This is a genomic window from Devosia lucknowensis (assembly GCF_900177655.1).
Lineage (GTDB): Bacteria > Pseudomonadota > Alphaproteobacteria > Rhizobiales > Devosiaceae > Devosia > Devosia lucknowensis.
The window spans coordinates 994586-1010349 of sequence record NZ_FXWK01000001.1 but is presented as its reverse complement, the minus strand read 5'-3'; the positions used below and the strand labels follow the sequence as shown (position 1 = coordinate 1010349).

Below are 15764 nucleotides of genomic sequence, written 5' to 3'. Positions count from 1 at the left end.
CCGAAGCGCCGGCTCGCCCTGAGGCGGTCGGTTGCACGGTAACGAACGGCCGGTGACCCTTCCGAAACAGACAGGACGATCCACTGGCCATTTGTAATGGAAACACGGATTCAGATCGGGGCGGCGCTTCCGCCCGTTGGCCCTTGAGAAAGGGCCAACGGGCGAAACTGGGCTAGAGCGTATGCGGCACCACAAGGCCACCCTTCAGGGTGACGATGCGATCGGCGCGGCGGGCCAGATCGTGATTGTGCGTGGCGATCAGCGCTGCGGCGCCCTCGTTCTTGATGAGAGACTTGAGGGCCTCGAAGACGAGGTCGCTGGTGTCGGGATCGAGATTGCCGGTGGGCTCGTCGGCGAGAATAACGCGCGGGTGATTGGCGGCCGCCCGGGCGATGGCGATGCGCTGCTGTTCGCCGCCGGACAGTTCTGCCGGGCGATGGCTGGCACGGGGCGCGACACCCAGGAGATCGAGCAGTTCCATGGCGCGCCCTTCGGCGGCCTTTTGGTCCTTGCCCGCTATCAGCTGCGGCATGACCACGTTTTCAAGCGCGGTGAATTCGGGCAGCAGGTGATGGAACTGGTACACATAGCCGACCGTCGAGCGACGCAGCTGGGTGCGGGCGCGATCGTTGAGCTTGCTGGTCTGCTGACCGACGATCTCGATCTCGCCGCTCTGCGGCGACTCGAGGAGACCGCAGAGGTGCAGCAGCGTCGACTTCCCGGCACCGGATGGCGCCACGAGGGCAACCAGCTCGCCGCTCTCGACGGTCAGATTGGCGGCTTCCAGAACACGCACGAGCCGGTCGCCTTCGCCGTAGTGGCGATGCACGTCGGTCAGCTTGAGGTGGGGCTTACTCATAGCGCAGTGCCTCCACCGGGTCGTACTGGGCCGCGCGCCATGCGGGATAGATCGTGGCAAGGAAGCTGAGGCCGAGCGCCATGCACACCACGACGGTCACTTCCACCGGATCGGTGCGACTGGGCAGCGAGGAGAGGAAAAAGACTTCGGGCGGAAACAGGGTCACGCCCAAGAGATTGGAAATCGAGGCTCGCAGGGTTTCGGCGTTGGCCGCAACTATGAGGCCGATGACGGTGCCGGCCAGGGTGCCGATGACACCGATGGTGGTGCCGGTAATGGAGAAGATCCGCATGATGGAGCCGCGCGTCGCACCCATGGTGCGTAAGACGGCGATGTCGGCGCTCTTGTCCTTCACCAGCATGATGAGGCTGGCGATAATGTTGAAGGCAGCGACCAGGATGATCATGGACAGGATGGTGAACATCACGACGCGCTCGACCTGGAGGGCCGAGAAGAAGGTTTCGTTGCGCTGCTGCCAGTCGGTGAGGACCATCGGGCGGATGCCGGGCGTGGACTGGATGCGCTGACGCATCAGGTTCACCTGATCGGGGTCGTCGATGAAGATCTCGGCAGCGCTGACGCGCGGAATACGCTCGTAGGCAGCATCGATCTCTTCGTCGCTGGCGAGCGGATCGAGCGGCCCCATGCCGGGCTTGAGGACCTCGTCGACCAAGCGGAAATAATCCTGGGCAGGCTCGAGCGGCATGTACATGAAGAAGCTGTCGAACTCGACCATGCCCAGATTGTAGATGACGTTGACCGGGTAAGAGCGGATTTGGGGCGTGGAGCCGAACGGCGTCATGGCCCCATCGGGATTGATGATCTGGACCTGGTCGCCCAGGCTCAAGCCGAGTTGCTGCGCCAGCCGATAACCGATGGCGACGCCCTTGCTGTCATCCCACTGATCGAAACCGCCCTGCTCCGCTCCGTTGTAGAGCAGGCTGAGCTTTTTCAGGTTTTCCTCATCCATGCCGCGCACGGACACGCCCGTCGAGGCGCCGCGGCCGGAGGCCAGGACCTGGCCTTCGACGAAGTAGACGGCGAAGCTAACGCCATCGATCTGTTGGAGCGCGGCCACTGTTTCCTTGTAGTCCGTGAACTGCGATTCGATCGGATGGGCGGTGAAATGCCCATTGAGGCCCAGGATCTTGTCGAGCAGCTCGCCTCGGAACCCGTTCATCACCGACATTACGACGATGAGAGTCGCAACGCCGATGGCCACGCCGACCATGGTGAGGCTGGCGATGACGGAAATGAACGCTTCCTTGCGGCGGGCGCGCAAATAGCGCCCGGCGATGATCCATTCGAAGCGGGCGAAGGGACGGGTTGCCCTGCCCCCGGAAACGGCGTTGGCGCTCTCGGTCAAATGTCGGTCATCCGCTGCGGTTCGATCAGGCCCTTGAGACGGGCGACCGCCTCGGTAAGCGGCAGCGTTTCGCGCTCGCCGGTCTTGCGATGCTTGATCTCGACTTCGCCGGATTTAAGGCCGCGCGGCCCGAGGATCAGCTGGTAGGGAATGCCGACGAGGTCGGCGGTGGCGAACTTGGAGCCCGCCGGCTGGTCGCGATCGTCATAGAGCATGTCGAGGCCGCAAGCGGTGAGCTCGGCATAGAGCTTTTCGCAGGCGGCGTCGGTCTCCGCATCGCCGGCCTTGAGATTGATCAGCACGGCCTCGAAGGGCGCGACAGAGACCGGCCAGATGATGCCGTTCTCGTCGTGGCTGGCCTCGATAATGGCGGGCACGACGCGCGTGGGGCCGATGCCGTATGAACCCATATGCACGGGGGTATCCTTGCCGTCGGCACCGGTGACGTTGGCCTTCATCGGCTCGGAATATTTCGTGCCGAAGTAGAAGATGTGGCCCACTTCAATGCCGCGGGCCTTGAGCTGGTTGTCCGCCGGCACCGCCTCGCGGAAGGCCTCCTCGGTGGTCATTTCGTCGGTGGCGGCAAAGAGCGAGGTCCAGTCCTTGAAGATCGGATCGAGATCACCGCGGAAATCGGTGTCAGCGCCGGGGATCGGCTTGTCGAGCAGGTTCCTGTCGAGGAAGACCCCGCTCTCGCCGGTCTCGGCCAGCACATGGAATTCATAGGACAGGTTGCCACCGATGGGGCCTGTATCGGCACGCATGGGCACGCCGACCAGGCCCATGCGACGGAAGGTGCGCAGATAGGCGACGAACATGCGCTGGAAGGCCGCTACGGCAGCCGCTTCGTCGAGATCGAAGGAATAGGCGTCCTTCATCAGGAATTCGCGGCTGCGCATGGTGCCAAAGCGCGGCCGCACCTCGTCGCGGAACTTCCACTGGATATGGTAGAGATTGAGCGGCAGGTCCTTGTAGGACTTCACATAGGTCCGGAAGATGTCGGTGATCATCTCCTCGTTGGTGGGACCGTAGAGGAATTCGCGCTCGTGGCGATCCTCGATCCGTAGCATTTCCTTGCCATAGGCGTCGTAGCGCCCCGACTCGCGCCAGAGGTCGGCGGACTGGATGGTGGGCATAAGGAGCTGGATGGCGCCCGCGCGGTTCTGTTCTTCCTCGATGATCTTCTGAACCTTCATCAGGACCTTGTAGCCGAGGGGCAGCCAGGAATAGAGGCCCGAGGCTTGTTGGCGGATCATGCCGGCGCGCAGCATCAGCCGATGGGAGACGATCTCGGCTTCCTTGGGGACGTCGCGGAGCACCGGCAGGAAATAGCGGGAAAGGCGCATGAAAACTCCGAAGAAAGCGGCTTCGACTCGTGGGTTTCGTTGATGCCCACTCAAATCGCAACCGTCCATTCGATGCAAGCATGCAAGCCATGCAGAATCTACTTGGCAGAGCGATTTTCTGTTGTTAGGGTCCGCCCCAATAAAACAAAGGCGGCCCAAACCGCCGGACGTCGACAACGTCAAGGGAGGAGCGTTGGCTGCCGCTGTATAGCGTGCCTAAGACCAACGTATTGTCGAACAAACTCATTCAAGCGGGGCCTTCGTGCCCCGCTTTTTTATTTTGGAAACAAGCCGCTATGGTCACTTCCGAAGAGTTCACGCGAATAGCGATGGCCCTGCCCGGCACCGTGTCGGCGCCGCATTTCGATCGCACGGCCTTCAAGGTAAAGCGCACCTACGCCACGTTGGCTGCAGACGGAAAGTCAGCCAATCTCAACTTCACGCCGGAAGAGCAGGACTTCAAGTGCATGTTGGCGCCGGACGTATTCCAGGCCATCGACAATGGCTGGGGGCGGCAAGGCTGGACGGTGCTGCAACTGGGCCCGGCCACCACTGAGGATGTCGCGGCCGCGCTGGGAATGGCGCATGCTCATGCCATCGGACCGGCGCGGAAGCGTTCGACCTAGCGGTTCCAGTAGGCTTGGAGGATCGGCTGGCTGATGCCCCAGAGCAGAAGCGCCGTGAACCCAGCGGCGAGCACGGTAGCGATAAGCCCCTTCATCAGCAGGCGCGGCCGCACCGGGGCGCCCGGATCGGAGCCGGAGACGATCTCGCCACCAGTCTCGTGATAGCTCTGACTGCCGATGGGCAGCACGGCAACGAATGTCAGCCACCAGACGACGAAGTAGACGGCGAGGAGGGAACCGATTTGCATGAGAGGCGGCCTTTCACTGGCCGACCTTGTAGACCACCATGGAGCAGAGGCAAAGTGCGGCCGGCGTTACCTGTTGCCGCACCAGCGGCTAGAGGAGCCCCATGCGCGCCAGTTCGGCAGCGATCTCCGCGGAATTGTCGCTGCCCCCCGCTTCCATGTCTGGCGGCGCATCTTCAGGACGAAGATAGCGCCAGCCCTGGAACGGGCGCTTGGGATACGGCACGGTGCGCACGATGTCGGGCGCCATGATGATATCGCAGTAGTCCTTGCCTTCGGCGTCGGTATAAGGCGCCAGGCGCAGGATCGGCTGACGGCAGCAGATCGTGCCCGACATGACCCAGTAGATGGATGCCATGCCTTCGATCTCGCTGCCGCGCCGGGGCATCATGCGGGTGCGGTGAACGTGGACATCCTCGCCATAGTCCGCCCCCCACCAATGGGCGCGTTCGTCCCGGTAGCCCTCGAGCTCCTCGACGCTGGACACGCCAACGCAGAGCTTGACGATGTGGATCATGCGATCGTTCCCGGTGCGACCCGTCCCTGGATCACGTCGATCTCGTCGTCGTCCACCACCCAGGGCTCCTGAAGCGCCTGGTTCAGCCAATCCTGGAAGGCGGGCAAGGCGTAGATGGCCTCGACATAGCGTGCAGCGACGTCGGAGACAGGCAAATCGTAGGTCCGCAACCGCGTCGCCAACGGCGCGTACATGGCGTCAGCGGCAGTGAAGTGACCGAACAGGTAGGGACCGCCGGATCGGACAAGCAGTTCGCCCCAGAGAGTCTCGACGCGGTGGAGATCCCTGCTGATGGCGTCGAGGTCGACCTTGCCGGGATGAGAGGCGCGCAGGTTCATCGGCGCATGGCTGCGCAGAGAGCTGAAGCCGGCATGCATTTCGGACGCCGCCGCCCGCGCCCGCGCGCGATCCTTGATATCCTTCGGCCAGATGGCCTTGTCAGGAAAAAGATCGGCCAGATATTCGATGATGGCCAGTGTCTCGGGGACGGCAAGATCACCATCGAGGAGAACCGGCACCTTCCCGGTGGGCGAGCGGCGCGCGAGCGTATCGCGCCAGCCGGGGCCGGAGAGCTGCAGCACCTCATCCTCGAACGGTATCTCGAAGTGGCGCAAAACCAGCCAGGGACGCAGCGACCAGGTGGAGTAGTTGCGGTTACCGATCAGAAGCTTCATGCGCGCACCGTCTTAAAACTGAAGGGCGCCCAGTGGCCGGGCGCCCTTCGTTTAAACCTTCTAGAGTGAATAACTCCAGCGTCTTTTCTAGACGCTAGCAACTACGGAGAAAACCAGCCCCATAGACAGGAGGCACACCAGCGCCCAGCTCATCGTTTGCCAGGCGGCGGTCTTGGTTTGACTGCGCATAGATCGCTCCTTGTCAGTCGTCCACATCGGCTCATAAACGCGCCAAATCAGTTGGGCGTTCCGGTCGATAATGAATCGTTAGCCGTGTCACAGATGTGGCGCAAGCGACCAATCTGCAACAGTCCACAGCCACGAAGACGCCGCATGTCCGGCCTAAAAAAGACCGAACCAGAGCCCGGCAATGCCCAAAAAGGCAAAGAAACCAACGACGTCGGTTATGGTTGTGACGAAGACAGCCGAGGCAATGGCGGGATCGGCCTTGAGCTTGTCGAGGGTCAGCGGGATGAGAATTCCGAACGTGCCCGCGACGATCATGTTGATGACCATGGCTAGTCCGATCACGATACCGAGCTGGACATCGCCGTAGCGTAGCCCTGTGACGATCCCGATCAGAATCGCGAAGATCACGCCATTGGCGAGCCCCACGACCATTTCGCGACGAATGAGGCGTCGCAGCCGCCCGCCGTCCAGCTCGCGCATGGCCAGGGCACGCACCGTGACGGTCATGGTCTGAGCGCCGGCATTGCCGCCCATGGAAGCCACAATGGGCATGAGCACGGCGAGGGCGACCATCTGCTCGATGGTCGCATCGAAGAGACCGATGACGAAGGAGACGGCCACGGCGGTAAAAAGGTTGATCACCAGCCAGGGCACGCGGCTCCTGACCGTATCCACGGTGGTGTCTGACACGTCCTCGTCGCCCACGCCGGCCATGAAGCGGATGTCTTCTTCGGCTTCCTCCTGGATCACATCGACGATGTCGTCGATGGTGAGGACGCCGACCAGGCGACCGCTTTCATCGACAACGCCGACCTCGACAAGGTCATAGCGCTCGAAGCTGCGGGCAGCCTCTTCCTGGTCCTGCTCGGCATCGATCAGAACAAAATTGGTGTTCATGATCGTGTCGATCTTTATCGCGCGGGCCGAGCGCAAGAATTTGTCGAGCGGGAGCGTGCCGAGGACCTTGTAGGCGGCATCGACCACGTAGAGCTGGTAAAACTCGTCCGGCAGATCCTTCTCGGTGCGCAGGTAGTCGATCACCTGCCCTACCGTCCAGAAGGGCGGAATGGCGATGAACTCGGTCTGCATCCGGCGACCAGCCGAATCCTCGGGGAAATCCAGGCTGCGCTTGAGCGCCAACCGCTCGAAGGTCGGCAAGGCCGAGAGAATTTCGTCGCGATCTTCCTGCTCGAGATCTTCGAGAAGATAGACGGCATCGTCATTGTCGAGCTCGGCCACGCCGCGTGCGATTTCCGCATTGGGCAGGGCCTGCATGATCTCGAGGCGAATGCTTTCGTCGACCTCGGTCAGAGCGGAAAAGTCGAAAAGATCCCCCAGGGACCGGACCAGCGCGACGCGTTCCGCGGCATCGAGCTGCTCGAGAACGTCGCCGACGTCGGAATTGTGGAGGGGCTCCATGACCAGAGCCACATCCTCGGCGCGACCGCCCTCAAGGAAGGCGCGCAGACGCTCGAGCCAGAGCGGACTGATGCGGCCATCCGCATCGCGGAACATGTCGAGTTCGATCCCGGTTTCAGGACCGGGCGCATTTTCAAAGTCGTCGCTCATCGGGAGCCCTTTTCGTGTCCTGGGGGTTTCAGGGGCAGGACAAGCATGTAGCCAATCGGGCGCACATGCGCCAGTGTGGGTTACGCGCTTTTTAGCAACGCGAAGGTGAAACCGGATGACCGCTCCAAACGAACTGGATTCCGCATTCGACCGCCTGGTGCGCCTGGCCGAAACACGGGCGCTGGCGGAGGTGGAAAGATCGACGAGCTACGGCACGCCGGCGCTTAAAGTTGGCGATGTCGCCTTCATCCGCCTCATCGATGCGACGACCGCCGTGCTGCAATGCCCGAGCGACCAGAAGGTGCTGCTGATGGAGATTTCGCCCGATCTCTATTTCGAGACTGATCATTATGTCGGCCACGACGCGATGCTGATCCGCCTCGACCGCATCAGCGACGAAGAACTGTCGCTCCGCCTGCATGACGCGTGGTCATTCAAGGCGCCGGAAAAACTGAAGCGCCCGATATAATCAACGAAATTTATCTGCGGCCACCACCACGCGCCAACGTCGCTTTACTGCAGTGACGAAACATATATCCGCATTTCCAGATATCGCCCAAGCAATCATGTGACGTTGGCGGGGCGAGCGATGACGATGTTTGGCGGCCGAGGCCGCATGGCAGGCCTTTGCCTGCCTTTGGCAGTCACGAGGGCCTGGGGCCTTATCTCTCGCTGTGGTTCTATTTCCAAAGGATCGTGAGTTTCGTGATCCTGCTGCTCATGGTCGCCGGGGCGTTCAATGTCTTCCAGTAGAAGAGCCGCGCCTACTCCACCCGCAGGCCGCTTTCGCGATCGAAGGCGTGCAGCGCCTCATGCGGGAGGACGAAAGCGATGCGATCGCTTTCGGCGATGCTGGCATGGCCTTGCTGGACCAGGATCAGCGACTGGGCGAGGCCATCGACGCGGACGTAGAAATGGCTCTCGCCACCCACGGGTTCGATGAGCTCGACCGTGCCCGAGAGAGCGATCCCCTGGTCCCCGGCCAAGAGGATGCGATCCGGGCGGATGCCGACGATGTCGGTGCCGGCGGAGAGCTGTGGCATAGACGTGCCCGCAATGGCGGCGAGCCGCTCGACCGGGATGAGGTTCATGGGCGGCGAGCCGATGAAGCCGGCAACGAACAGGGACGCCGGCCGGTCGTAAAGCTCTATCGGTTTGCCGACCTGCTCGATGCGGCCACCATTCATCACCACCAGCCGGTCGGCCAGGGTCATGGCCTCAAGCTGATCATGCGTCACATACACGCTGGTCGTCTTCAGCGATCGCTGCAGCCGCCGGATTTCGATGCGCATCTGTCCGCGCAGCTTGGCATCGAGATTGGAGAGCGGCTCATCGAACAGGAAGGCCTTGGGTTGGCGGACGATGGCGCGACCCATGGCCACGCGCTGGCGCTGGCCGCCCGAAAGCTGGCGGGGCTTGCGATCGAGAAAGGGCGTGATCTCCAGAATGCGTGCAGCCTCGGTTACGCGACGATCGATCTCGGCGGGTGGCGTCCCCCGGTTCCTGAGGCCGTATTCGAGGTTCTGGCGCACGCTCATATGCGGATAGAGCGCGTAGTTCTGGAAGACCATGGCGATGTCGCGCTCGGCCGGCTCCTTCTGGTTGACCACCGAGCCACCGATGGCGATCGTGCCGTCGGAAATGGTTTCGAGACCGGCGATCATGCGCAGGAGCGTGGACTTGCCGCAGCCCGAGGGGCCGACGAGGACAACGAGTTCGCCATCGGCGATGGAGAGATCGAGCGCGTGGATGGCGGTGACGTTGCCGGGATAGACCTTGCGTACGCCCGTGATGTCGATGCTTGCCATTGTTTTTATTTCTCCGTTTCGACCAGGCCTTTGACGAACAGGCGCTGCATGAAGATGATCACGAGGATGGGGGGCAGCATGGCCATGACCACGGCCGCCATGACGAGATTCCACTGCGGATCGCTGTCGGCCACGGCGGCCATGCGCTTGATACCCATAACGACGGTGTAGAATTTGGGGTCGGTGGTGACGAGCATGGGCCAGAGGTACTGCATCCACCCGTAGATGAAGAGGATGACGAAGAGCGCCGCGATATTGGTCCGCGAGAGGGGCAGAAGGATATCGCGGAAGAATTTCATCGGCCCTGCCCCGTCGACGCGCGCGGCCTCCATGAGCTCGTCAGGGACCGTAAGGAAAAACTGGCGAAACAGAAACGTGGCGGTTGCCGATGCGATCAGCGGGATGGTGAGACCGGCATAGGAATTGAGCAGGCCCAGATCAGACACGACCTTGAACGTCGGGATGATGCGCACCTCGACCGGCAGCATCAGGGTGATGAAGATGATCCAAAAGGCCAGCGTGCGGAATGGGAAGCGGAAGTAGACGATCGCATAGGCCGAGGTGATCGAAATAGCGATCTTGGCCACTGCGATGAGGATGGCCATGAGGAGCGAGTTGGCCAGCATCAGCGTCAAGGGCGGAGCGCCCGACGTCGACATGCCCTGGCTCAGCATCTGGCCGTAGTTGTCGAGGAAATGCGGGCCAGGCAGCAGCGGGACGACGCCGCGAAGGAAGGCGCCACCGTCATGTGTCGAGGCGATAACGGCCAGGTAGACCGGGAAGGCTATGACGGCGACGCCGACGATGAGGACAATATGGGTGAGGATGTTCAGCCAGGGACGGTTTTCGACCATGGTCAGTACTCCACCCGCCGTTCGACATAGCGGAACTGCACGACGGTCAGGACGATGACGATCAGCATGAGCAGGACGGACTGGGCTGCCGACGAACCGATGTTGAGGCCCAAAAAGCCATCGGCGTAGACCTTGTAGACGAGGATGTTGGTGGACTGGTTGGGGCCACCCGAAGTGGTGGCATCAATAATGCCGAACGTATCGAACATGGCGTAGTTGATGTTGACGATGAGAAGGAAAAAAGTGGTCGGGGACAAAAGCGGCAGCACGATCGTGAAAAAGCGCTTCATGGGCCCTGCCCCGTCGATGGCAGCGGCTTCGCTCAGCGAGGCCGGAACCGCCTGCAACCCGGCGAGGAAGAACAGGAAGTTGTAGGAAATCTGCTTCCAGCTGGCAGCGAGCACGATGAGGATCATGGCCTGATCGGCATTGACGCGGTGGTTCCACTCAATGCCAAGCTGGCGCAAAACATAGGACAGGATGCCGATGGAGGGATTGAACATGAACCACCACAGAATGCCTGCAACGACGGGGGCCACGGCGTAGGGCCAGACCAGCATGGTGGTGTAGACACGGCCGCTGCGGATCAGGCGGTTCACGGCGACGGCGAGAACCAGCGAGACGCTCATGGCGATGACGGTCACCAGCAGGGCGAAAACGAGGGTGCGCCAGAGCGAGTTGAGATACATCGGATCGGCCAGCAACTTGGTGTAGTTGCCGAACCAAATGAAGGTCGTACGGAAACCGAAGGGATCCTCGCGCTCGAATGAAGACTTCGCCGCCTGCAGTGCCGGCCAAATGAAGAAGACGAGGGTGATGGCCAGCTGCGGCAGCAGCAACAAATAGGGCAAGCCCTTGTTGGGGAAGATGGTGCGCTTGGTCTGCATGAAAAGTCCTCGACGCGCAGACGCAGCGCTGCGGCGGAAAACGGCAACAAGCCCCGGAGATGTACTCCGGGGCCCGTCGATCAGGGATTACTGGTTGGCGGTTTCGAATTCGCGCAGGATCTCGTTGCCGCGGGCAACGGCGGAGTCGAGGGCTTCCTGGGCGCTCTTCTGGCCACCGAGGACAGCTTCGAATTCCTGGTCGATCACGTCGCGGACCTGGGTCAGGTTGCCGAAGCGGATGCCCTTGGAATTTTCCGAGGGTGTGCCGCGCGTGATCTGCTCGATGGCGATGTCGGAACCGGGGTTCTCCGCATAGTATCCCTGCTCCTGGCCAAGCTCGAAGGCAGCATTGGTAATCGGCAGGTATCCAGTGAACTGGTGCCAGTCGGCCTGGACTTCAGGCTGGCTGAGGTAGTTGAAGAAGGCCGCGGCGCCAGCATATTCCTCAGGCGACTTGCCGTTGAGCACCCAAAGGGTGGCGCCGCCGATGATCGAATTCTTGGGTTCGGCGATGACGTCGTCATAGTAGGGAAGCGGCGCGAAGCCGACTTCGAAGCCGGTGGCATTGGCGATGACGCCGGCACGTCCAGCCGAAGAATTCATGAAGATGGCGCATTCACCCGAATAGAAGAGCGGCGCAGCGTCGGCACCACCGGCCGGACCACCGTACTTGAACAGGCCATCCTTGCTCCACTGAGCGAGGTTGCCCCAGTGACGCGCCTGCAGTTCACCATTGAAGGTGAATTCGGTGCCGAGGCCACCGAAGCCGTTCTGCAGCGTGCCATAGGGCAGATCGTGCAGGGCGGAGAGGTTTTCAGTCTGGATCCAGCTGACCCAGGCCGTGGTCAGGCCACAGGAAGCGGCGCCGGAGTCGACGATCTGCCTCGAGAACTTCTCGACTTCGGCCCATGTCTTCGGCGCGACTTCGGGATCAAGACCGGCCGCTTCGAACACGTCCTTGTTGTAGTACATGATCGGCGTGGACGAGTTGAATGGAAGCGAAAGAATGTTGCCCTCGGGATCCGAGTAGTAGCCGGTGACGGGCGCAAGGAAGCTCGCCGGATCCCATGGCTGATTGTTGTCGGCCATCAGCTGGTAGACCGGATAGACGGCGCCCTTGGCTGCCATCATCGTGCCGGTACCAACTTCGAACACCTGGACGATGGCCGGCTGCTCGTTGGCGCGAAACGCTGCAATGGCAGCGGTGAGGGTTTCGGCATAGGAGCCCTTGAACACCGGGGTCACGACATAGTCGGACTGCGATGCATTGAAGCCGGCAGCCACTTCTTCAAGCTTGGTGCCGAGCTCGCCACCCATGGCGTGCCACCAGGTGACCTCGGTTTGCGCAAGCGCGACCGAGGTGGAAAGGGCCAGCGAAAGGGCGACGAGGCCCACGCGATTCAGAGTCTTCATGCTTGTCTCCCAACGGCTTGGTGCGCGCCCCGAGGGGGCCGCCCAAGTCCTGCCAGACCGTGTTTTTTATGAGCGCCCGCCAAAGGGTCGAAAGCGATCGAAAATATCCGAAAGCTGCGGCGCACAGACCGCCCGCCCCCAGGGGCCCTCGACCTGCCCGCCCCGTCTAGTGAGCTTGCTTGACGTTCACTTGAAGGTTCGGTGACGAACCTGTGACACTCCAAAAGTTCCGGCATGCGGGCGCATTTTTCGCCCCGACCCTCGAGCGGGTGTCGAAAACAGCATTGACCACCCGTCGCTTCAGCGACACGATTTGCCGAGGAGACCAATCCACGATGACCACCAGAAACACGCTCACATGCGCATGCGGCCAGTTTCATGTGGAGGTGACCGGAAAGCCATTCATCACGGCGGAATGCCACTGCCGGTCGTGTCGGGAAGCGGCACGACGCCTGGCATCCGTGCCCATTGCGAGAGCCATGACAAGCGCGAGCGGCGGCGTGCCCTATGTGCTGTACCGGAAAGACATGGTCGGCTTTCCCGACGGAACCGACAGCCTTGCCGAATTTCGACTATCGGAAACTTCGCCCACTCGTCGGGTGCTGACGACATGCTGCAGCACGCCGGTTTTTACCGAATTTTCGGGCGGACACTGGGTGAGCTTGTTCGCCAGCCTGTGGCCGGAGGATAAGCGCCCGCCGATGCAGATCCGTACGCAGACGGGTGACGTGGACGAGGGCACGACGCTCGACGCATCATTGCCCGCTGGCGCCATGACTACGGCGGGCTTCTACGCAAAGCTGCTCGCAGCGTGGATCGCCATGGGGTTCAAGGTGCCCAAGATTGCGGTGACGCGAAAGTTTGCTGCGTAGAGCCGATTGTTGGATCTCAAAGCGGCTCCCATATCGGGTGTGACATACTCGCTTGCACAAGGAGACAGTTCCATGTCCGACTTCAATGCCCAGGTGATTGCCGACTTCAACGCCACCAAGGGGAAGCCCGGCGGCTATTTCAAGAATGCGCCGGTGCTACTGCTGCATTCGGTGGGCGCCAAATCCGGCATCGAGCGCACCCTGCCGCTGATGTATCTGCGCGAGGGGGACGGCCCGTACTACATCTTCGCGTCCAAGGGCGGGGACGAGCACAATCCGGACTGGTTTCATAACCTCGTGGCGAACTCGGACGCGGCGATCTCCGTGGGTGACGGCACGACGATTCGGCGCGTGCCGGTGGCGGCCCGGGTCGTCGAGGGCGAAGAGCGCGACCGCATCTACGCTCATCAGGCCGGGCTTTATCCGCAGTTCGCGGAATACGAAAAGAAGACGAGCCGGACCATCCCGGTGTTCGAACTGACACCTGCGTGAGGGGCACGGTGGTCGCGGGTCGGACAGGCCCGCGGCCCAAAGCGCAGACAACAAAAAAGCCGCCTTGCGGCAGCTTTTTGTTTCGTCACCGGAGTGACTGGTGCGGTCGAGAAGACTCGAACTTCCACGCCTCGCGGCACAGCGACCTCAACGCTGCGCGTCTACCAATTCCGCCACGACCGCACTGTGTGGTAGAAGCTTCGGCGCCAGAGCCCCGAAGCGAGTGGGGATGTAGCAAACGTCTTTCATAACCACAAGCAGATAATCGGGATTTTTAGCCTGCCTGTGGACATGTCTGCGCCATCCCGGAAAATTCCGGGTGGCGCGGCGCCGTGCTAGACCCGGTGCACGAAGATCGAGACGTTGGGCTTCCTGCCCCAGAACGCGTTCACTTCGTTGCGGATGGCCTTGAACAGCGCGGAATTGAGGACCTCGGTGTCACTGCGGCGCTTGGCCGGCATGGACTTAATGACACCGGCGATGGTGTCCTCGATAAGATCGGAGACCGACTCGTCGTCCGTTTCGGGAAGGCCCTCGATCATCATATCGGGCCCGGAGACCACCTGGCCGCCGCCATTGACGCAGAGGCTGACGATGATCATGCCGCCGAACGACAGGCGCCGCCGGCCCTTGACCCCCGATTCCTCGGGCGTGCAGAGTACGAGTCCATCGAGATACAGCTCGCCGGTGCGCACTTCGGCGGGGTGAGCCATCGGCTCGGGGAACAGGCGCACCATGTCGCCGTTGCGGGCTTCGCAGACATTGGGAATTCCCGAGTCGCGACCGAGCCGGGCATGGGCCTGAAGGTGCATGGCTTCGCCGTGGACGGGCACCAGAACCTGGGGCTTGACCCAGGAATAGAGCTTCTGCAGCTCGCCACGACGCGGATGGCCGGTGACATGCACCAGGGCATCGCCGGCCGTGATGACCTCGATACCGCGATCAATGAGAAGGTTCTGGATATCGATGACTTCACGCTCATTGCCCGGGATAGCCCAGGACGAGAAAATCATCCTGTCGCCGGCATTGAGATCGATCACGGGGTGTTCGCCACGGGCGATACGGGCAATGGCGGCACGAGCCTCGCCCTGGCTACCGGTGCAGATCAGCACGCATTTGTCGCGCGCCACCGACCTGTACATGTCCTGATCGTGGAGCGTGGGCAGGCCTTCGAGCATGCCCAACTCCCTGGCGATACCCATGATGCGATGCAGCGAGCGGCCCGACAGGACGACCTCGCGGCCGGCCTTGTGCGCGGCCCTGACGATGGAGACGACGCGCCCGACATTGGAAGCGAAGGTGGTGACAGCGACGCGGTGCGGAGCATCGGCGATCAGGGCAGCGAGGTTGTCGCCGATTTCCTGTTCGCTGGGGCTCTCCCCATCCTTCATCGCATTGGTGGAATCGCAGATCAGCGCCAGCGGCAGATCGCTTTCAGTGCCAATGCGCTCCATGCGCGCGAAATCGGTGGGCGCACCCATGGTCGGAGTGGGATCGAGCTTCCAGTCACCGGTGTGGAGAGCGCGACCAACCGGGGTGGTAATCAGCAAGGCATTCGATTCGGGGATCGAGTGGGCGACGTTGATCGGCTCGATAGTGAAGGGGCCGACCGTAAAGGGCTTGCCCGGGCGCATGATGGTGACGTCGACGTTTTCGACGATGCCATCCCCTGCCCGCTTGGCGGCCAGCATGGCAGCGGTGAAGGGGGTTGCGTAAACAGGCTTGTCGAAGACGGGCCAGAGGTCGAGCACGGCGCCGTAATGGTCTTCGTGGCTATGGGTGAGAATCAGCGCCAGCACGTCGTCGGCGTTTTCCTCGAGGAATTCGGGATTGGCCATGATCAGCTCGATGCCCGGCAGGTCGGGGCCGCCGAAGCTGACGCCACAATCGACCACGATCCACTTGCGCCGATTGGCCGGGCCGAAGCCGTAGGCGGCCATGTTCATGCCTATTTCGCCGACGCCGCCAAGCGGCACGAAGACGAGTTCATCCCTTTGGTTCTTAGCCATGGGTCTTTTTATTCCTTATGTCCGGGCTGACGCCGGGC

16 protein-coding genes, 1 tRNA gene and 1 pseudogene are annotated in these 15764 nt (G+C 61.9%); 5 read left to right on the top strand and 13 right to left on the bottom strand.

All coding sequences use genetic code 11. The annotated features are described in order from the left end of the window. Positions 1 to 172 precede the first annotated feature (172 nt). From CCK88_RS04780 to proS, 3 genes are read right to left on the bottom strand one after another with little or no spacing between them, the layout of a single operon-like run. Positions 173 to 859 (bottom strand): ABC transporter ATP-binding protein, encoded by a 687-nt coding sequence (locus tag CCK88_RS04780; RefSeq protein WP_086469362.1) that lies wholly within the window; start codon positions 857 to 859, stop codon positions 173 to 175. Next, positions 852 to 2225, bottom strand: coding sequence for an ABC transporter permease (locus CCK88_RS04775; protein ID WP_086469361.1), 1374 nt, complete (start codon positions 2223 to 2225; stop codon positions 852 to 854). The genes CCK88_RS04780 and CCK88_RS04775 overlap by 8 nt, the downstream gene beginning before the upstream one ends. Next, positions 2222 to 3571: a proline--tRNA ligase gene (gene proS / locus CCK88_RS04770; RefSeq protein ID WP_086469360.1), complete on the bottom strand. Its 1350-nt coding sequence runs from the start codon at positions 3569 to 3571 to the stop codon at positions 2222 to 2224. The genes CCK88_RS04775 and proS overlap by 4 nt, the downstream gene beginning before the upstream one ends. A gap of 296 nt (positions 3572 to 3867) precedes the next feature. On the opposite strand from proS, the gene CCK88_RS04765 reads away from it, so the two are divergent. Beyond that, on the top strand, positions 3868 to 4197 hold the full coding sequence (locus CCK88_RS04765; protein WP_086469359.1) for an MmcQ/YjbR family DNA-binding protein: 330 nt from the start codon (positions 3868 to 3870) through the stop codon (positions 4195 to 4197). On the opposite strand, the gene CCK88_RS04760 is transcribed toward CCK88_RS04765, so the two are convergent. From CCK88_RS04760 to mgtE, 4 genes are all read right to left on the bottom strand, one after another. Then, entirely contained in the window at positions 4194 to 4445 is a 252-nt protein-coding gene (locus CCK88_RS04760; protein ID WP_086469358.1) for a DUF1467 family protein, read from the bottom strand. The genes CCK88_RS04765 and CCK88_RS04760 overlap by 4 nt on opposite strands. An 88-nt stretch (positions 4446 to 4533) precedes the next feature. Further along, on the bottom strand, positions 4534 to 4959 hold the full coding sequence (locus CCK88_RS04755; RefSeq protein ID WP_244557428.1) for a DUF1489 family protein: 426 nt from the start codon (positions 4957 to 4959) through the stop codon (positions 4534 to 4536). Further along, positions 4956 to 5633, bottom strand: coding sequence for a glutathione S-transferase family protein (locus tag CCK88_RS04750; RefSeq protein WP_086469357.1), 678 nt, complete (start codon positions 5631 to 5633; stop codon positions 4956 to 4958). Before CCK88_RS04750 ends, CCK88_RS04755 begins: the two co-directional genes overlap by 4 nt. Positions 5634 to 5975: 342 nt before the next feature. After that, on the bottom strand, positions 5976 to 7391 hold the full coding sequence (gene mgtE, locus CCK88_RS04745) for a magnesium transporter (RefSeq protein ID WP_086469356.1): 1416 nt from the start codon (positions 7389 to 7391) through the stop codon (positions 5976 to 5978). 115 nt (positions 7392 to 7506) lie between these two features. On the opposite strand from mgtE, the gene CCK88_RS04740 reads away from it, so the two are divergent. Then, positions 7507 to 7860 (top strand): MmcQ/YjbR family DNA-binding protein, encoded by a 354-nt coding sequence (locus tag CCK88_RS04740; protein ID WP_086469355.1) that lies wholly within the window; start codon positions 7507 to 7509, stop codon positions 7858 to 7860. A 295-nt stretch (positions 7861 to 8155) separates the two neighbouring features. Here the strand turns inward: CCK88_RS04740 and CCK88_RS04735 are convergent, their stop codons facing one another. The 4 genes from CCK88_RS04735 to ugpB form a co-directional block, all read right to left on the bottom strand. Continuing rightward, complete coding sequence (locus CCK88_RS04735; protein WP_086469354.1) at positions 8156 to 9199, bottom strand: sn-glycerol-3-phosphate import ATP-binding protein UgpC; 1044 nt, start codon at positions 9197 to 9199, stop codon at positions 8156 to 8158. 5 nt (positions 9200 to 9204) lie between these two features. Continuing rightward, positions 9205 to 10053 carry a sn-glycerol-3-phosphate ABC transporter permease UgpE gene (ugpE, locus tag CCK88_RS04730; RefSeq protein WP_086469353.1) on the bottom strand — a complete coding sequence of 283 codons (849 nt, stop codon included), beginning with the start codon at positions 10051 to 10053 and terminating at the stop codon, positions 9205 to 9207. Positions 10054 to 10055: 2 nt separating this feature from the next. Then, positions 10056 to 10940: a sn-glycerol-3-phosphate ABC transporter permease UgpA gene (gene ugpA / locus CCK88_RS04725; protein WP_086469352.1), complete on the bottom strand. Its 885-nt coding sequence runs from the start codon at positions 10938 to 10940 to the stop codon at positions 10056 to 10058. 87 nt (positions 10941 to 11027) lie between these two features. Then, entirely contained in the window at positions 11028 to 12353 is a 1326-nt protein-coding gene (gene ugpB / locus CCK88_RS04720) for a sn-glycerol-3-phosphate ABC transporter substrate-binding protein UgpB (RefSeq protein WP_086469351.1), read from the bottom strand. A gap of 335 nt (positions 12354 to 12688) precedes the next feature. On the opposite strand from ugpB, the pseudogene CCK88_RS18925 reads away from it, so the two are divergent. From CCK88_RS18925 to CCK88_RS04710, 3 genes and pseudogenes are all read left to right on the top strand, one after another. Then, positions 12689 to 12787 (top strand): annotated as a pseudogene (locus CCK88_RS18925) (GFA family protein); the annotation flags it as partial. Between the two features lie 45 nt (positions 12788 to 12832). Next, a complete protein-coding gene (locus CCK88_RS04715) occupies positions 12833 to 13225 on the top strand; it encodes a hypothetical protein (RefSeq protein WP_244557427.1) in 393 nt (130 codons plus the stop codon). Between the two features lie 72 nt (positions 13226 to 13297). Next, complete coding sequence (locus CCK88_RS04710; RefSeq protein ID WP_086469349.1) at positions 13298 to 13717, top strand: nitroreductase/quinone reductase family protein; 420 nt, start codon at positions 13298 to 13300, stop codon at positions 13715 to 13717. 98 nt (positions 13718 to 13815) lie between these two features. Here CCK88_RS04710 and CCK88_RS04705 read toward each other — a convergent pair. Beyond that, positions 13816 to 13900 (bottom strand) — tRNA-Leu (locus CCK88_RS04705). A gap of 152 nt (positions 13901 to 14052) precedes the next feature. Next, positions 14053 to 15726: a ribonuclease J gene (locus CCK88_RS04700; RefSeq protein WP_086469348.1), complete on the bottom strand. Its 1674-nt coding sequence runs from the start codon at positions 15724 to 15726 to the stop codon at positions 14053 to 14055. Positions 15727 to 15764: the final 38 nt, after the last annotated feature.

Bases quoted from the DNA above. Each gene is read 5' to 3' on its own strand.
- CCK88_RS04780 (WP_086469362.1), bottom strand. From the start codon at position 859: ATGAGTAAGCCCCACCTCAAGCTGACCGACGTGCATCGCCACTACGGC.
- proS (WP_086469360.1), bottom strand. From the start codon at position 3,571: ATGCGCCTTTCCCGCTATTTCCTGCCGGTGCTCCGCGACGTCCCCAAG.
- CCK88_RS04765 (WP_086469359.1), top strand. From the start codon at position 3,868: ATGGTCACTTCCGAAGAGTTCACGCGAATAGCGATGGCCCTGCCCGGC.
- CCK88_RS04760 (WP_086469358.1), bottom strand. From the start codon at position 4,445: ATGCAAATCGGTTCCCTCCTCGCCGTCTACTTCGTCGTCTGGTGGCTG.
- CCK88_RS04755 (WP_244557428.1), bottom strand. From the start codon at position 4,959: ATGATCCACATCGTCAAGCTCTGCGTTGGCGTGTCCAGCGTCGAGGAG.
- CCK88_RS04750 (WP_086469357.1), bottom strand. From the start codon at position 5,633: ATGAAGCTTCTGATCGGTAACCGCAACTACTCCACCTGGTCGCTGCGT.
- mgtE (WP_086469356.1), bottom strand. From the start codon at position 7,391: ATGAGCGACGACTTTGAAAATGCGCCCGGTCCTGAAACCGGGATCGAA.
- CCK88_RS04740 (WP_086469355.1), top strand. From the start codon at position 7,507: ATGACCGCTCCAAACGAACTGGATTCCGCATTCGACCGCCTGGTGCGC.
- CCK88_RS04735 (WP_086469354.1), bottom strand. From the start codon at position 9,199: ATGGCAAGCATCGACATCACGGGCGTACGCAAGGTCTATCCCGGCAAC.
- ugpE (WP_086469353.1), bottom strand. From the start codon at position 10,053: ATGGTCGAAAACCGTCCCTGGCTGAACATCCTCACCCATATTGTCCTC.
- ugpA (WP_086469352.1), bottom strand. From the start codon at position 10,940: ATGCAGACCAAGCGCACCATCTTCCCCAACAAGGGCTTGCCCTATTTG.
- ugpB (WP_086469351.1), bottom strand. From the start codon at position 12,353: ATGAAGACTCTGAATCGCGTGGGCCTCGTCGCCCTTTCGCTGGCCCTT.
- CCK88_RS04715 (WP_244557427.1), top strand. From the start codon at position 12,833: ATGACAAGCGCGAGCGGCGGCGTGCCCTATGTGCTGTACCGGAAAGAC.
- CCK88_RS04710 (WP_086469349.1), top strand. From the start codon at position 13,298: ATGTCCGACTTCAATGCCCAGGTGATTGCCGACTTCAACGCCACCAAG.
- CCK88_RS04700 (WP_086469348.1), bottom strand. From the start codon at position 15,726: ATGGCTAAGAACCAAAGGGATGAACTCGTCTTCGTGCCGCTTGGCGGC.